The sequence below is a fragment of the Brevundimonas sp. KH_060 genome, assembly GCF_057838275.1.
The window spans coordinates 3,327,572-3,342,723 of record NZ_CM174463.1 but is presented as its reverse complement, the minus strand read 5'-3'; the positions used below and the strand labels follow the sequence as shown (position 1 = coordinate 3,342,723).

Annotated in this window: 10 protein-coding genes and 1 pseudogene; 4 read left to right on the top strand and 7 right to left on the bottom strand. The window is 68.5% G+C overall.

The genetic code is table 11. From position 1 onward, the window contains the following. Positions 1–263: 263 nt before the first annotated feature. Positions 264–5,126 carry an NAD-glutamate dehydrogenase gene (locus tag AC3IPP_RS16540; RefSeq protein ID WP_489149739.1) on the bottom strand — a complete coding sequence of 1,621 codons (4,863 nt, stop codon included), beginning with the start codon at positions 5,124–5,126 and terminating at the stop codon, positions 264–266. 438 nt (positions 5,127–5,564) lie between these two features. Beyond that, the gene (locus tag AC3IPP_RS16535) at positions 5,565–6,734 is read right to left on the bottom strand and encodes an AI-2E family transporter (RefSeq protein ID WP_489149738.1); all 1,170 of its coding nucleotides are present in this window, start codon (positions 6,732–6,734) and stop codon (positions 5,565–5,567) included. 116 nt (positions 6,735–6,850) lie between these two features. Between AC3IPP_RS16535 and AC3IPP_RS16530 the strand changes: the two genes are divergently transcribed. Further along, positions 6,851–8,365 (top strand): helicase HerA-like domain-containing protein, encoded by a 1,515-nt coding sequence (locus tag AC3IPP_RS16530; RefSeq protein ID WP_087140128.1) that lies wholly within the window; start codon positions 6,851–6,853, stop codon positions 8,363–8,365. 4 nt (positions 8,366–8,369) lie between these two features. Here AC3IPP_RS16530 and AC3IPP_RS16525 read toward each other — a convergent pair whose 3' ends face one another. Then, positions 8,370–10,100 carry an amidohydrolase gene (locus AC3IPP_RS16525; RefSeq protein WP_489149737.1) on the bottom strand — a complete coding sequence of 577 codons (1,731 nt, stop codon included), beginning with the start codon at positions 10,098–10,100 and terminating at the stop codon, positions 8,370–8,372. Between the two features lie 164 nt (positions 10,101–10,264). Here AC3IPP_RS16525 and AC3IPP_RS16520 point away from each other — a divergent pair, with 164 nt between their 5' ends. Beyond that, positions 10,265–10,624: a DUF3060 domain-containing protein gene (locus AC3IPP_RS16520; protein WP_489149736.1), complete on the top strand. Its 360-nt coding sequence runs from the start codon at positions 10,265–10,267 to the stop codon at positions 10,622–10,624. Positions 10,625–10,640: 16 nt separating this feature from the next. Here AC3IPP_RS16520 and AC3IPP_RS16515 read toward each other — a convergent pair whose 3' ends face one another. Both AC3IPP_RS16515 and timA read right to left on the bottom strand, forming a co-directional pair. Beyond that, positions 10,641–11,780 carry an MltA domain-containing protein gene (locus AC3IPP_RS16515; RefSeq protein ID WP_489149735.1) on the bottom strand — a complete coding sequence of 380 codons (1,140 nt, stop codon included), beginning with the start codon at positions 11,778–11,780 and terminating at the stop codon, positions 10,641–10,643. Further along, on the bottom strand, positions 11,780–12,397 hold the full coding sequence (gene timA, locus AC3IPP_RS16510; protein ID WP_489149734.1) for a TIM44-related membrane protein TimA: 618 nt from the start codon (positions 12,395–12,397) through the stop codon (positions 11,780–11,782). The genes AC3IPP_RS16515 and timA overlap by 1 nt, the downstream gene beginning before the upstream one ends. Before the next feature lie 253 nt (positions 12,398–12,650). On the opposite strand from timA, the gene secB reads away from it, so the two are divergent. Continuing rightward, entirely contained in the window at positions 12,651–13,178 is a 528-nt protein-coding gene (gene secB / locus AC3IPP_RS16505; RefSeq protein ID WP_087140133.1) for a protein-export chaperone SecB, read from the top strand. A gap of 103 nt (positions 13,179–13,281) precedes the next feature. Next, on the top strand, positions 13,282–13,623 hold the full coding sequence (locus tag AC3IPP_RS16500) for a putative quinol monooxygenase (protein ID WP_489149733.1): 342 nt from the start codon (positions 13,282–13,284) through the stop codon (positions 13,621–13,623). On the opposite strand, the gene dnaQ is transcribed toward AC3IPP_RS16500, so the two are convergent. Continuing rightward, positions 13,581–14,306: a DNA polymerase III subunit epsilon gene (dnaQ, locus tag AC3IPP_RS16495; RefSeq protein WP_087140136.1), complete on the bottom strand. Its 726-nt coding sequence runs from the start codon at positions 14,304–14,306 to the stop codon at positions 13,581–13,583. The genes AC3IPP_RS16500 and dnaQ overlap by 43 nt on opposite strands. 38 nt (positions 14,307–14,344) lie before the next feature. After that, positions 14,345–15,073: pseudogene (locus tag AC3IPP_RS16490) on the bottom strand (aminoglycoside phosphotransferase family protein); the annotation flags it as partial. Positions 15,074–15,152 lie beyond the last annotated feature (79 nt).

Genomic DNA, 15,152 nt, shown 5'->3' with positions numbered 1-15,152 from the left:
GGCCCTCCGGTTCGCTGAACAGCAAGGGCCACCTAAACCGACCTCGCCCCAAACGCCAAGGCCCGCCCGCCTCGCCAAACGACGAAACGGACGGGCCTTAAAAAGCGACTTCACGACCATCGCTCACTTTTCAAGCGCCTCATGCGCTCATGAAGCGAGCCGCCGCGCGACAAGCATAACGCCCCCAAAAGGCGCTCAAGCAGTGAGCGACCGCGTCGCGAACGTAGCGCGTGACGCCGGGCTCTCGCCCGGCGTCACCTCACTTAGGAAGCCGAAGCCAGCACCTCGCGGATCTCGCCGTTGGCGATGGTCAGCTTGGCGAACGTCCAGCCGGAGCCCGAGGTCTCGATCTCATCGACCGAGCCGCGCAGGGCCTCTACCTGATCCATACGGGCGCCGATCCAGGCATCGACCGCCTGTTCCGCGCTGTCCTCGCCGGCGCCCGCCGCCTGGGCCGAGGCCTTGGCCACGGCGCGGGTCAGTTGCTGCTGCTCGGTCATCAGATCCTGGATCAGGCGACGCACGGCCAGACGATCGAAACGATCGCCGGACGGCACCGACCCGGCCGCCACACGCAGGCGGTCGAAGTCGAAGGCGGCGCCGACCTGGTGATAGACGCGGGCCATGGCCGGAGCGTCCCAGCCCAGTTCGCCGGACAGGTCGCCGATGTCGGCCGTGGCCACCATCGGACGCAGCATGGCGATGTCGCGGGCCAGGTCTTCCGGCGCGCCCAGGCCGATGAAGGTCTGGACCCGGCTTTCGTAGCGGGCGTGCTCATAGCGCGACAGCACTTCAGGACCGGCGGCGCGCAGTGCGTCGGCGGCGGGCTGATAGGCGGCGATCATGCCGCCGACCGTCGTCTCGGTGCGAGCCGCGCGGCGCGCCAGCCAGAAGGTCTGGCGACGCAGGACCAGGGCGATCTCCTGATAGAGAGCCGTCTGGGCCTCGGCCGGGATCTTGAGGTCCAAGGCCGACACCGCCTTCCAGGCCTCGTCGAGGCGGAAGACGTGGCGGGCGGTCTCGAAGGCCGTGACCATGGCCGCGGTGTCGCATTCCGCCGCCGCGCGCAGGCGGTCGGGGAAGGTCGGCCCGGCCATGTTGACGATCTCGTTCGACAGCACGGTGGCGATGATGTCGCGACGCAGACGGTGGCCCTTCATGTCCTCTTCGAACTGGGCCAGCGGCGCCGGGAAGTATTCCAGCAGCAGGCGTTCGAAGAAGGCGTCGTCCGGCGCCGCCGAGCCGACGATTTCGTCGAACAGCTCGAGCTTAGAGTAAGCGGTCAGCACCGCCAGCTCCGGCCGGGTCAGGGCCTGGCCCTGCAGCTTCATCTCGGCGATGCGGGCGTCGTCGGGCAGGTATTCGACCGCCCGGTTCAGCTTACCGATCGAGGACAGGTGCTGCATGAAGGCCTGCTGGGCGTCCAGCGCGGCGGCGCCCTCGGCCTGTTGCAGGGTCAGGGCCAGGGTCTGGTCGTAGTTGTGAGCCAGCACCTTGTCCGCCACCTCATCGGTCATCGACTTGAGCAGGGCGTTGCGGTCCTCGGCCTTCAGATGGCCCGAAGCGATGGCGCCGCCGGTCAGGATCTTGATGTTCACCTCATGGTCCGAGGAGTCCACGCCGGCCGAGTTGTCGATGGCGTCGGTATTCAGACGCACGCCGGCGCGCGCCGCCTCGATGCGGCCCACCTGGGTCGCGCCCAGGTTGGCGCCTTCGCCGACGACCTGGGCCCGGATCTCGCCGCCGTTGATGCGGATGGCGTCGTTGGCCTTGTCGCCAACCTGCAGGTTCGTCTCGCCGGCGCCCTTGATGTAGGTGCCGATGCCGCCGAAGTAGAGCAGCTCGGCGCGCGCCCTGAGGATGGCCTGCATCAGGGTGACCGGGTCGACGGTGTCGGCCTCGATATCCAGCAGTTCCTTGATCTGCGGCGTCAGGGCGATCGACTTGGCCGAGCGCGAGAAGACGCCGCCGCCTTCCGAAATCAGGCTCTTGTCATAATCCTGCCAGCTGGTGCGCGGCGTCTCGAACAGGCGCTTGCGCTCAGCCCACGACTTCGCCACGTCCGGGTTCGGGTCGATGAAGATGTCGCGGTGATCGAAGGCGGCCACGACCTTGGTCGCCTGCGACAGCAGCATGCCGTTGCCGAAGACGTCGCCCGACATGTCGCCGACGCCGACCACGGTGAAGGGCTCGGTCTGGATGTCCTTGCCGATCTCACGGAAGTGACGCTTGACCGCCTCCCAGGCGCCGCGCGCCGTGATGCCCATCTCCTTGTGGTCGTACCCGGCCGAGCCGCCCGAGGCGAAGGCGTCGTCCAGCCAGAAGCCGTAGGATTGGCTCACGCCGTTGGCGATGTCCGAGAAGGTCGCCGTGCCCTTGTCGGCGGCCACGACCAGATAGGGGTCGTCGCCTTCCCAGGCCACGACATTGGCAGGGCGCACCGGCGCGGCCTCGCCCGTGATGTTGTCGGTGATGTCCAGCATGCCCGACAGGAAGGTCTTGTAGGCGCGAATGGCTTCGGCCTGCGTCTCCTCGCGCGTGCCGCCGACCGGCAGTTGCTTGGGATAGAAGCCGCCCTTGGAGCCGACCGGCACGATGACCGAGTTCTTGACCTGCTGAGCCTTCACCAGACCCAGAACCTCGGTGCGGAAGTCGTCGCGGCGGTCCGACCAGCGCAGGCCGCCCCGCGCCACCGGGCCGAAGCGCAGGTGCGAACCCTCGATGTGCGGCGCCCAGACGAAGATTTCGCGGAAGGGCTTGGGCAGGGGCAGGTCGGCCAGTTCCTGACCGGCGATCTTGATCGAGATGTGAGCCTTGGGCGTGCCCTCGGCGTCGGCCTGATAGAAGTTGGTGCGCTTGATCCCGTCGATCAGGGCCGCGATGCGGCGCAGGGCCCGGTCATGATCCAGGCTCTTCACGTCCTGCAGCAAGGTCTCGATCTTGGCGTCCAGCTCGGCCACGGCCGCTTCACGCTCGGCGACCGAACCGCCGTGGGCCGGGTCGAACTTGGCCTTGAACAGCGACAGGATGGCGCGCGCCACGTCGGGGTATTCGCGCAGGGCGGCTTCCTGCACCGACTGCGACGGGTCCAGACCCGTCTGCTGGCGATAGCGGGCTAGGGTGCGGATCAGAGCCGCCTCGCGCCAGTCGACGCCCAGTTCGAGCACCAGACGGTTGAAGCCGTCGCTCTCGGTGCGGCCGTTCCACACGGCCTTGAAGGCCTCTTCAAACGGGATCTTGAGGTCGGCGAACACCAGATCGGCGCCGCGCGGATCTTCCAGCAAGAAGTCGTGGATATAGATCGGCTCCTGGCCGGTCGTGCGCACGACGTGGTCGGATTCCTCCAGCGTCTTCAGGCCCATGTCGGCCAGGATCGGCAGAACGTCCGACAGCGGCACGGCCGAACCGCGGCGGTACAACTTGAAGCGGAACTGCAGATTGGTCTCGTCCGCCGTGCGGAAGGCGCGCACGGCGACCGGCTCGGCGTGGACGCCGTCGGCGGCTGAGCCGTCGTTCAGGCGGTCGAACTGCTCCAGGTCGGCCACGGCCTCGGCCGCGTCATAGCGGGCGCGGAAGGCCACGCCGAAGCCCTCGGCCCAGCGGGCGCTGGTCGGGCCGACAGCGGCCTCGTCCACGCCGGCGAGGCGCAGAGCGCTTTCGAAACGGTCGATCCAGCTACGGCCGGCCTCGGCCACCTCGGCCTCGAGGGCCTTGAGATCCGGGATCGGATGGTCGCCCGGCGTCACGCCGATGATGTAGTGGACGCGGGTCAGCGGCTGGTCGGTCAGCTGCGGATACCAGGCCGAGACGCGACCGCCCCAGGCCCGGGCCAGGATGCCACCGATGCGCTGGCGCAGGCCGGCGTCAAAGCGTTCGCGCGGAATGAAGCACAGCACCGAGACGAAGCGGTCGAACGGGTCGCGGCGCGTGAACAGGCGGATACGCGGCCGATCATACAGGTGCAGGATGCCCAGCGCCGTATCCAGCAACTCGTCCTCGCCGATCTGGAACAGCTCATCGCGGGGATAGTTCTCGAGAATGTTCTTCAGGCGCTTGTAGTTGTGGCTGCCCGGCGTCTTGCCGGCGCGTTCCAGCGCATTGGCGACCTTGCGCCGGATCAGCGGCGCGTCCTTGGCCATCTTGTCGTAGGCTTCGGCGGTGAACAAGCCGACGAAGCGGGTCTCGCCGGTCGCCCTGCCGTCAGCGTCGTAACGCTTGACCCCGACGTAATCCATGTAGGCGCGGCGGTGCACGCGCGAACGCATATTGGCCTTGGCCACAGTGACCGGATCGCTCTCGTCCAGCTGGCGCTGCATGGCGGCGGTCAGGACGGCGGGCTCGGAGGCGCGGCGCAGGACGCGGCGCTCGGGATCGCTGAGAACGCCCAGGCCGTCGCTGGACTGGTTCAGGGGCGCTTCGGCCTCATACGAACCCGAAGCGTCACGCGGATAGTCGTAGTCGCGCGCGCCCAGGAAGACGAAGTGATCGCTCTTGGCCCAGCGCAGGAACTCGAGGTTCTCCTTCAGCACTTCGGGGTCGACGCCCTTCGGCGGGGCGGCTTCAAGACGTTGGACCGCGTCGCGCATGGTCTGGACCATGGCGCTGTGGTCGCGCACGGCGACGCGCACGTCGGCCATGGCCTGGGCCAGGCCCTCGCCCAGGGCGTCGCGGCGCTCCTGCGGCAGGGGATCGATGACGACGATGATCAAGGAGTCGCGACGGCCGGCTTCGACCTCGACGATCGGGTGGAACAGGGCGCGGACGGTGACGCCCGCCTCAGCCAGCTCGCCCAGAACGCTGTCGACCAGGAAGGGGCCGTCGTCCTGCAGGATCAGGATCTGGTCATAGCCGGTGTTGACGCCGGCGGCGTCGGCCAGCGGACCGACGGTGATGCGGGCGGGCTCGCCCGCCTTGCGGGCCTCGGCGCCGCGCCAGGCGCCAGCCAGCAGGACCGCCAGGTCGTCGCCGCCCAGCTCGGGCGTCTCATCGGCCGAATAGTCGTCGAAGGCCTGAGCCAGCAGAGTCTTCTCCGCCGCGCCCGGCGGCGCCGCAATCCGCGCGTAGGCCGCCTCCAGCGCTCCCAGGTCAGCGGGAACGGCGGGAACGATGCGCGAAGCAGCGGACATGACTCAGGTCTCGAACGGCGCGGCGGAAAACCGCTGGGGAAAACAGCCGCACCTTAGCGTCCCCGGCGAGAACGGCTAGGCCGCGAACGCCCCGAAAGACAGGGAATTTCAGTGTGCACCGCACCATGTGGCGCGGGAGGCCCAGTTGTGGACTGTTTTAGCTACCGCCGCCGCAGAACAGAGAAATAAAAGCCCCAATTCAGCCGTGATCGGACAGAAGCGCGCGTCAGGGCTGAAGGAAAATGGGGCCCAGAAACGAACAAGGCCGTCGAACGATGTCCGACGGCCTGCTCGGTCCGGCGCTCAGGAGGGGGAGGGGAAGCGCCGGCCTGGGACGTCGCGGTCCGGGAGGGGGAGGGGAGGACCGCGTCGTCGTGTGAGGATCAAATAGGCGGCGATTGCGGCAGTTCAAGGACAAGAAGACGAATATTTCTAGCTTTAAGCCTGCGGCGGGACGTCGCGGCCCCGTATACGATTCAACAGGGAAGAACCGCCCCGTTTCTTGGGTGAAGACTCAGTTTTCTTATCCTGTTTCTTTGGATGTTTGGCGGCATAGGGCTCGCCGTCGCCCGACAGCAGCACGGCGATCCAGCGCGAGCCCTTGAACTCGGCCAGGATGGCCATGGCCATCACCGCCAGCGGGGTCGACAGGAACATGCCCGCCACGCCCCACAGCTTGCCCCAGAAGGCCAAAGCCAGAAGGACGACGATGGGGTCGATATTCTGATTGTCGCCCTGCATCCGCGGCTGGACCAGATTGCCGACCAGGAAGAGCAGGGTCTGCAGACCCACGAACAGAATCAAGGCGGGCCAGTAGCTCTCAAACTGGACCAGGGCGAACAGCGGCGGGGCGCAGCCCGCCACTGCGCCGCCCAGCACCGGAATAAAGCCGACGATGAAGATGACGAAGGTCCAGAACTCGGCGTTCTGGAGCCCTACCGCCCGCATCAGCACCCAGGCCACGGCGCAGATCATGGCCCCGGTCACGGCCTGAACCCACAGATAGCCCTCGACCCCGCCGCGCACGCGCTCGAACACCTCCAGCGCCTCCTGGCGCGGGCCGCGGTCCGGGAACATGCCCACCATCTTCTTGCGAAAGCCGGCTTGCGAGGCCAGCAGGAAACCCAGGTAGATCATGACGAAGAAGGCGCCGGTGGCCGCGCCCTGCACCTGGAAGGCCGTGCTAGTCAGCCAGCCGCGCACGTCGATGCCGGCGATCATGTCCTGCAGGGTCGGCGGATCGCTGACCCCGACCAGGGCCGAGACGTCGCGGCTGATCTGGTCGATGCGCGGACCGATGCTGCCCGCCACGCCCGAGGCGTCGGTGAAGAAGCCCGCCGCGCCGTCGACGATGATCCAGATCGAGGCCAGGAAGCCCAGCACGACCAGGATCAGGGCCGCCGCCCCGGCGAAGCGCGGCGGAATCGGCGTGCGCCGCTCGATGGCGCGCTTCACCCCGTCGATCATGATCATCAGGAACAGGGCCATGGCCAGCGGCGTCAGGATGTCTCTGAGCCAATAGAGAGCCGCCCCCGCCGCCACGACGGCGATCAGGACCACCGCATTGGCGGCCGGGGAGGAATGACTGACGGTGATCGGAAGCTTCATGGCTGAACTGTCGTCGTGGCCGGGAACGGCGTCAATCGCTGTAAACCGCCGAGGTTCCGCCTTGCGGCGGCGGCGCGGTCGATTAAGCATGGAAAGGCACGCAGGAGACCCTCTTCATGACCGACGCCCCCGCCCTGTTTCTCGGCCAGTCCTTCGAGGGCCTGCCCGAACGGTTGCTGCTGAACCGGGCAAACCGCCACGGCGTCGTCGCCGGCGCCACCGGCACGGGCAAGACCGTGACCCTGCAGATCATGGCCCAGGGCTTCTCCGAAGCCGGCGTCCCCGTCTTCTGCGCCGACGTGAAGGGCGACCTGTCCGGCATCAGCCAGGGCGGCAATGTCGAAAAATTCTCCGAGCGCGCGGGCAAGATGGGCCTGACGCTGAACGGCAAGTCGGCCCCGGTCGTCTTCTGGGACCTGTACGGTCAGAAGGGCCATCCGATCCGCGCCACCGTGACCGACGTCGGCCCCGTGCTGCTGGCCCGCATGCTGGAGCTGAACGACGTGCAGGAGGGGGTGCTGACCGTCGCCTTCCACGTCGCCGACAAGGAAGGCCTGTTGCTGCTGGACCTGGAGGACCTGCGCGCCCTGCTGGCCTATGTCGGCGAGAACGCCCAGACCATCGGCCGCGAAGTCGGCAATGTCTCGCCCCAGTCCATCGCCGCCATCCAGCGCTCCTTGCTTCAGCTGGAGCAGCAGGGCGGCAAGGCCTTCTTCGGCGAACCGGCCCTGCGGCTGGAGGACATGATGCGGACGGCCCTCGACGGCCGGGGGCAGGTGAACGTGCTGGACGCCACGCGGCTGATGAACAGCCCGCGCCTGTACGCCGCCTTCCTGCTGTGGCTGCTGTCCGAGCTGTTCGAGCAACTGCCCGAGATCGGCGACCCGGAGAAGCCGCGACTGGTCTTCTTCTTCGACGAGGCCCACCTGCTGTTCAACGATGCGCCCAAGGGCCTGCTGGAAAAGGTCGAGCAGGTGGTGCGCCTGATCCGCTCCAAGGGCGTCGGCGTCTACTTCGTCACCCAGAACCCGGCCGATATTCCCGACAGCGTCCTGGCTCAGCTGGGCAACCGGGTGCAGCACGCTCTGCGCGCCTATACCCCCGCCGAGCAGAAGGGGCTGCGCGCCGCCGCCCAGAGCTTCCGCACCAACCCCGCCTTCGACACCGCCGAGGCCATCCAGGCTCTGGGCGTGGGCGAAGCCCTGGTCTCGACGCTCGATGAAAAGGGCGCGCCGACCGTGGTGGCCCAGACCAAGATCCGTCCGCCGGACTCGCGCCTGGGTCCGGCGACCGAGGCCGAGCGCGCAGCCAGCCTGGCCGCCAGCCCGGTGCGCGGCGTCTATGACACGGCAGTCAACCGCGAGTCGGCCGAAGAGGTTCTGAAGGCCCGCCGCGCCCAGGCGGATCGCATCGAAGCCGAAACCGCCACAGCGGCCGCCGAGGCCAAGGCGGCGGAGAAGGCGGCGCGGTCAGCGCCTGCACCGGCGCGAGAACGCGCCGCCCCGCGCGCCCGGACCTCCAGCCGCCAGACGCCGATGGAGGCCCTGACCAAGTCCGTGCTGCGCACCGCCGGTTCGACCATCACCCGCGAGCTTTTGCGCGGCGTGCTGGGCAGCCTGAAGAAACGCTAGGGCTTCAGCCCAGCTCGACCGGGCGGCCGTCCTTGTAGACGTCCGTGACCTTGATCCCAGCCAGGCGGTCGGGATCGATGGTCATGGGGTCCGCATCCAGAAGGACCATGTCCGCCAGCTTGCCGGCTGTGAGCGAACCTTTGCGGTCGTCCTCATAGTGCTGCCAGGCGGCCCACAGGGTCATGGCCTTCAGGGCGACCTCGACCGGCACGCGCTCGTCCGGCCCCAGGATGTCGCCCGAGCGCGTGCGCCGCGTGACCGTGGCCGACAGCACCCGCAAAGCGTCGGGATTGGCTACCGGGGCGTCATGGTGGCTGGTGAAACGCATCCCGCGCCGCCAGGCCGAGCCGCAGGGCGAGATGACCTCGGCCCGGCGCGGCCCCAGCACGGAATCCCGGTGCCAGTCGCCCCAGTAGAAGGTGTGCATGGGGAAGAAGGAGGGGACGATCCCCAGGGCCTTCAGATCGTCCAGCTGGTCCTCTCGCGTGGTTTGGCCGTGGATCAGCACCGGACGACGGTCGCGCGCGCCGTGCTTGCGGCTGGCCTCGCGCACGGCGGCGATCATCAGGTCGATGGCGGCGTCGCCGTTGGCGTGGACTTCGATCTGCCAGTCATTGGCGAAAGCCAGGTCCACGGCGTCCAGCGCCTGTTGCTCCGTCACCGCAGGATAGCCGCGCCAGGAGGCGGGCTGGCCGTCGGGCGGGACGAAGTAGGGCTGGGACAGCCAGGCCGTCTTGGCCTGAGGCGAGCCGTCCAGCGTCAGCTTGACCCCGCCGATGCGATAGCGTCCCTCATAGGTCCGCCGGTACAGAGGCGTGGCCATGATGTCGGTCGAGGTCAGGATGTCGGGAAACGACAGGATGTCGATAGGCAGGGCGCCGGCCTGAGCCAGGCCCGCGATCATGCGGCAGGTGTCGGTGGACGACCGCCCGTCCTGGGCCGTGGTGTAGCCGAACCGGGCGTAGTAGCGAGCGCCCTCGACGATCATCTGGCGGTTGGCCTCGGCGTCCAGCCGGGTGAACAGAGCGCCCATGACAGCGAACAGGGCCGTTTCCTCCAACACGCCGTCGGGTTCGCGCGAGCCCGCCTTGCGTCGGATCACCCCGCCGTCCGGATCGGCCGTATCCGCCCCGATCCCCGCCGCAGCCAGGGCCGCGCCGTTGGCCGCGCCCAGATGGCTCGACTGATGCAGGAACAGCACCGGCACGGCGTCGGATATGGCATCCAGCTCGTCCCGCGTGGGGTGGCGTCGCTCCTTCAACTGGGAGTCGTCATAGCCGAAACCGATGATCAGGCCGGTGTCGCGCACCAGCGCCTCGTGTCGGTTCATCCAGTCGCGCGTGATCCGCTGCAGAGCCGGAATGTCGTTCCCTTCGCCGTCCGGCGCGGGCAGGAGGTTGGCGTAACGCGCCTGCAGCCCGACCATGGAGACGTGGCCGTGCGGGTCGAAGAAGCCCGGCAACAGGGTCCGCCCGTCAAGATTCACCAGACGCGCGCCTCGCCCCGCCGCCGCCCGCACTGCGTCCAGGGCGCCGACCGCCAGGATCGTCTCACCGCGCACCGCCACGGCCTCGGCCGAAGGTTGCGCATCGTCCATGGTGCGGATCGGGCCGCCGTGAAAAATCGTCGTCGCGGCCGCGCGAGCCTGGGCAGCGCCCCCCGACATCAGACCGCTGGCGGCGGCGCCGGCCATAAACAACCGCCGGTCCAGATAGCTCCAGGCCCCCATCGGCATAACCGCTTCTCCCTGTTTGAACGGCAAGGCTTGAACCCGCCTTTGCGGTGGCCGGTTCCGCCGTCAGGAATCCGGCGGTCTGTGAACCGGCCTGGGACCAGGAACCAAAGCCTGCAGCGGGACATTCATGACGGTCTCAAGCTGGGCCATACAGGACCTCCCCCATGTTGTTCACGCCTTTCGCCTCTCTCGCTCTCATGGCCCTCGCCCCCCTGCCTGTTCAGGTCGGCAGCGTCGATCTGGGTCCGAACCTGATCGAAATCGCCGGCGAGGGGCACAAGCGGACTATTCCGTGCCAGGGCCGCCGCGTCGAAATCCAGGGGACCAACCACGACATCACCCTGACCGGCGTATGTGCGGGGCTGGAACTGGCGGGCGTGGACAACAAGGTCTCCATCACCCTGACGCCCGATGCGGTTCTGGAAGTCTCGGGCACGGGGCAGATCGTGCGCTGGCGGTCTTCCGGCCAGCCGCGTCAGATCCTCGACGGCTTCGACAATACCGTCACGCGCGTTCGCGACTGATCAAGGCGGCGGCTGATTAACCGCGCGGGATTAGCCGCCACATCCGCAAGGGGTGGCGCACGGCACCCGCCTCATGCCCCGCCGCGTCGCCTCGGCCGATATAGAGGTCGGCGCGCACCGGCCCGCGAATGGCCGAGCCGGTGTCCAGCGTCATGACCAGACCGCGATAACTGGCGCGTGCGCCGCGCAGATTGCCGCCGTCCGCCTCGATCCAAGCCGCCTCGCCATAGGTCCAGCGCGACGGATCGACCGCCACCGAACGCCGCGCGGGCAGGGGCACGCCCGCCGCGCCCGTCGCCTCATTGCCGTCGTCGGCGCTGGTGGTGAAGAAGATGTAGCGCGGGTTCAGCGCCATCACGCGACGCGCCTCGGGTCCGCGATGGGACGCCAGCCAGGCGCGGATCGCCTCGCCCGACGTCCCGTCGCGAGGCAGCAGGCCTTCCTCGGTCATCGGTCGGGCGATGCCGACGAACTTGGCCCCGTTGTCGGCGGCGTAGGCGGCGCGCAAGCGGGCGCCGTCGGAGAAGGTCAGGGTTCCCGAGCCCTGAATTTGCAGGAAGAACAGATCCTCCGCCTTCATCCAGGCCAGGGCCGAAGACTGGGCCGAGCCCGCCTCGATGGCCGCGCGATCGCCTACGCTGGACAGATTGGCCGGACGACTGAGAACCGGCGCGTCAAACTCGGCGTCCGGGACGCGGCGAGCCGGATATTCGGGAGCGAAATAGGCGGTCAGCAGGCCGCGCCCGCCATCATCCGTGCGAACCTCGGCGGCGGTGAAGCGGCTTTCCAGGAAGCTGCGAGCGTCGCTGGGATTGGCGCGGGCGGCCAGGGCGCGGGCGTCGCGGCAAGTCTCGACGGCGATGCGCGACGGGCCGCAACCGGCGGCGTAGGCGCGCAGGGCCGCCAGGTGGTCTTCTTCGGCCCAACCGGGCAGGGCGGCTAGATCGAGGTCTCCGGCGACCGGCGGAACCGGCGGCGACACCGGCGGGGGCAGGGGAACGGGATCAGGCGTCGGAACCGGGCGCGGCGTCGAGGCGCAGGCCGCCGCCAGAAGCGTCAGAGCCAAAACGCCGGACAGGCCGCCCAGTCGTCCAAGCGGAGCCGTAAAGAGACGGGCCGCGCCCGTCTGATCGAGGGGCGCGGACCGTGCGATCATCAGGCGGTCGCCGGCTCGACCCGGGCCAGGGCCCAGTTGGGGTCCGAGGCGCCCAGACGGCGCTCGAAGGTCCAGATCTCGGCGGTGCGGCGCTCCTCGGTGACGGTCTCGCCGCCCGACGGCGTGACCGAGCCGCGCACCTCGGCCAGGAAGCGCACCTTGGCCAGGGCGCGATCGCCCTCGGTCGTCGCCAGCTCCAGATCGGCGCGCGGGGCGTGAACCAGTTCGGCGCTCTCGGCGTCGCCGCGCGCTTCTCGCGCTGCGATGCCGGCCTCGAACGAGCCCATGACCTTCTCGGTCAGCAGCGGACGCAGGGCGTCGCGGTCGCCCTTGGCGTAGGCGCGGACGATGGTCTCATAGGCCTGACGCGCGCCTTCCAGGAAACGATGCGGATCGAAGTTCGGCTCGCGCGCCTTCAGCCCCGCGATCGCCGCCGTCAGGGCCGGATCGACGACCGGGCCGCGCGGCGCCTCAGGCGCGCCGGCAGGAACGGCGGGAACCGGCACAGGCTTGGGATTGTCCTCCGGCTGGCGGCCGACCTTCTTGCCCAGCACATTATAGAGCTGGAACAGCAGAACCGCCGCGATGACGGCGAAAATCACGATCTGAAAGGTCACCGGCACGGTGGGTTCCTCGACTAGTCAGGCCTCATCTTCCCTGCAGGGAAGCGCCTCTGGTTTCTCCCCAAAGGCGAAAGGGCGGCTCATACAACGTGATTAGGGGTCGATCCGGGCGGGCGCAAGGCGAAGCGAGAGGCGAACGCGGGTCTCGGCGTTGCGACACAGGGTCTCGCCATGCTACCGCCGCCCCCTCAGACCCGCCTCCAGGGGGAGCGGGACACTCCATTCTTGCAAGACGGTTTTCAGACTCATGACCGACGCCACGCCGCCCGCCGACGCCAACGGCCAGACGCCCGACCAAGCCCAGCCTCAGGGCGGCCAACCGCAAGGCCCCGGCTTCCGCATCCTGGCCCAGTATGTCCGCGACCTGTCGTTCGAAAACCCCAAGGCGCCGGACAGCCTGCGCATCGACGGCAAGCCCGCCATCGACATGGGCGTCGAGATGAACGCCCAGGGCCGCCCCGACGGCCTGTTCGAAGTGGACCTGAAGCTGTCGATCAAGGCCACGGCCGACGATCAGTCGCCGGTGTTTCACGTGGAACTGCTCTACGGCGGCCTGTTCGCCCTGCAAGGCGTCCAGCCGCAGGACATCGAGCCCCTGCTGCTGATCGAATGCCCGCGCTACCTCTTCCCCTTCGCGCGCCAGGTCATCGCCCAGGCCACCATGGACGGCGGCTTCTATCCGCCCTTCATGGTCGATCCGATCGACTTCGCCGCCATCTACGTCGCCCGCCAGCAGCAGATCGCCGGCGCCCCGGCGGAAACCGGCCAGGCTTGATTTAGGTCGCTAACGCGAGGCGCGCGGCGCCTCGCTGCTTGAGCGACCATGTGTAGGAGGGGCGTCCGGTCGGGCGCCCCTTTTCATTTCCAAGGACAGCGTAGTGCTCAAGGTCATCGCCGAGGACCTCATCAAGCCCGAGCATATCGAGGCGGTGCGGCCCCTCTATGCCGAACTGGTGCGGCTGACGCGGCAGGAGCCTTTGTGCCGAGCCTATGATCTGTTCGAGGATCGCAAGCAGCCCGGCCATTTCATCTTTATCGAGGAATGGCCCGACCAGGCCGCGCTCGACGCCCAATGCGCCAGCGAGCATTTCCGACGCCTGGTCCCCCTGATCGACGCCCATCAGATCCGGCCCGGAACCTATATCCTGATGAACCCCATCCCGGCGGACGACGCCGATCAGGCGGCTTCTTCAGCCTCGGTCTCGACCGTCACGCCATAGCCCGCCCACAGGCTGAAGTCCTTGAGCGTCGCCTTGAGGAAGGCTTGGTGAGCGGCGTCTTCCTCGGCCGTGACGAAGGCGGGCAGGGGACGCGGCCGGGCGCCGTAGGCGACGCGCTCCGCCGTCTCGGCCGCGCCGCCGCGGGTCGAGGTCAGGTCCAGCGCCCGCTCCTTGCCGCCGCGCAGCTCCAGATAGACCTCGGCCAGCAGACGGGCGTCGATCAGGGCGCCGTGCAAGGTGCGCTCGACCAGGCTGATCTTGTAGCGCTTGCACAGGGCGTCCAGCGAGTTGGCCATGCCCGGAAACCGCTTCTGGGCCAGGGCCAGGGTGTCGATCCAGCGGTCCTGCGGCGGCGGCTTGCGGCCGATACGGCCGATCTCGAAATCGATGAAGTTGCGGTCGAAGTTGGCGTTGTGCGCGATCAGCGGCGCATCGCCCAGAAACTCCATCAGGTCATCGACGACCTCATGAAACTTGGGTGCGTCCTTCACCTTGTCGTCGGTGATGCCGTGCACCTTGATGGCGTCAGGCGGGATCAGCCGCTCGGGGTTGATGAAGCGGTGAAAGGTTCGCCCCGTCGGCAGCAGGTCCTCGATCTCGATGCAGCCCACTTCGATCAGCCGGTCGCCCGTCTTGGGATCGAAGCCGGTGGTTTCGGTGTCGAGAACGATTTCGCGGGTCATGGCCCTTAATGCCGGGGTTCGGCCTTCAACGAAAGGGTTCAGCCCTCCAGCGCACGACGGATCGCCCGGGCGACCGCCAGACTGCGCTCCGCCTCTTCGTGGTTCTCGTCCTCCAGGTGCCAGGCGGCGGAGAGGCAGGCGTGGCAGAAGCCCCAGGCCATGACCGCCTTCGCAGGCCGCCCGACCGCCGGCCCCAGGGTTTCGGCCAGGCGGCGCGCCCGTTCGGGATCGGTCCTGAGATCCTGCCGCTCCAGCGGATTGTAGAGCAGATTGGCCGCGTCATAGGCCGGATCGCCCAGGACGCCATGCGGATCGATCGCCAGCCAGCCGCGCGGCCCGTGCAGGATGTTGTCGTGATGAAGATCGCCGTGCAGCGGCCGGATCGGCGCCCCCTCGGCCATCAGGCCCGCCGCCATGACGTCCGCCTCGCCAAACAAACCGCCCTGTCTCGCCGCCTCAAGCCTCAAGGCGGCGAAGCGGTCCTCCATGGTCTGAAGGCCCTCGGCCGGGCGATCCGACGGCGCATGAAGAGCGCGCAGCACATCAGCGGCGATGCGGGTCGCGGCGTCGTCGCCCTCCGACTCCAGCACGGCGGTCAGGGTGCGGTCGCCGGCGTCCTCAAGCCATTGCCAGGGCCCTTGAGCGCCCAGCAGCCGGATCGCGCCCGATCCGTCGCGCCAACGCAGCCAGGCCAGGGCATGGAGCGCATCCGGCGCCGCCTGCGGGCTTACGCGCTTGATCACGCTGGTGCGGCCGTCGGCCGCGACGGCCCGCCAGGCCGTTCCGCCGACGCCCTCGGCCAGCAGGCTCAAACGACTCAGGCCCCAGGCGGAAGGCGGCGCAGGC

What these genes read in the sequence shown, in the direction of transcription:
- AC3IPP_RS16540 (WP_489149739.1), bottom strand. Translation starts at nt 5,126, where the DNA reads ATGTCCGCTGCTTCGCGCATCGTTCCCGCCGTTCCCGCTGACCTGGGA.
- AC3IPP_RS16535 (WP_489149738.1), bottom strand. Translation starts at nt 6,734, where the DNA reads ATGAAGCTTCCGATCACCGTCAGTCATTCCTCCCCGGCCGCCAATGCG.
- AC3IPP_RS16530 (WP_087140128.1), top strand. Translation starts at nt 6,851, where the DNA reads ATGACCGACGCCCCCGCCCTGTTTCTCGGCCAGTCCTTCGAGGGCCTG.
- AC3IPP_RS16525 (WP_489149737.1), bottom strand. Translation starts at nt 10,100, where the DNA reads ATGCCGATGGGGGCCTGGAGCTATCTGGACCGGCGGTTGTTTATGGCC.
- AC3IPP_RS16520 (WP_489149736.1), top strand. Translation starts at nt 10,265, where the DNA reads ATGTTGTTCACGCCTTTCGCCTCTCTCGCTCTCATGGCCCTCGCCCCC.
- AC3IPP_RS16515 (WP_489149735.1), bottom strand. Translation starts at nt 11,780, where the DNA reads ATGATCGCACGGTCCGCGCCCCTCGATCAGACGGGCGCGGCCCGTCTC.
- secB (WP_087140133.1), top strand. Translation starts at nt 12,651, where the DNA reads ATGACCGACGCCACGCCGCCCGCCGACGCCAACGGCCAGACGCCCGAC.
- dnaQ (WP_087140136.1), bottom strand. Translation starts at nt 14,306, where the DNA reads ATGACCCGCGAAATCGTTCTCGACACCGAAACCACCGGCTTCGATCCC.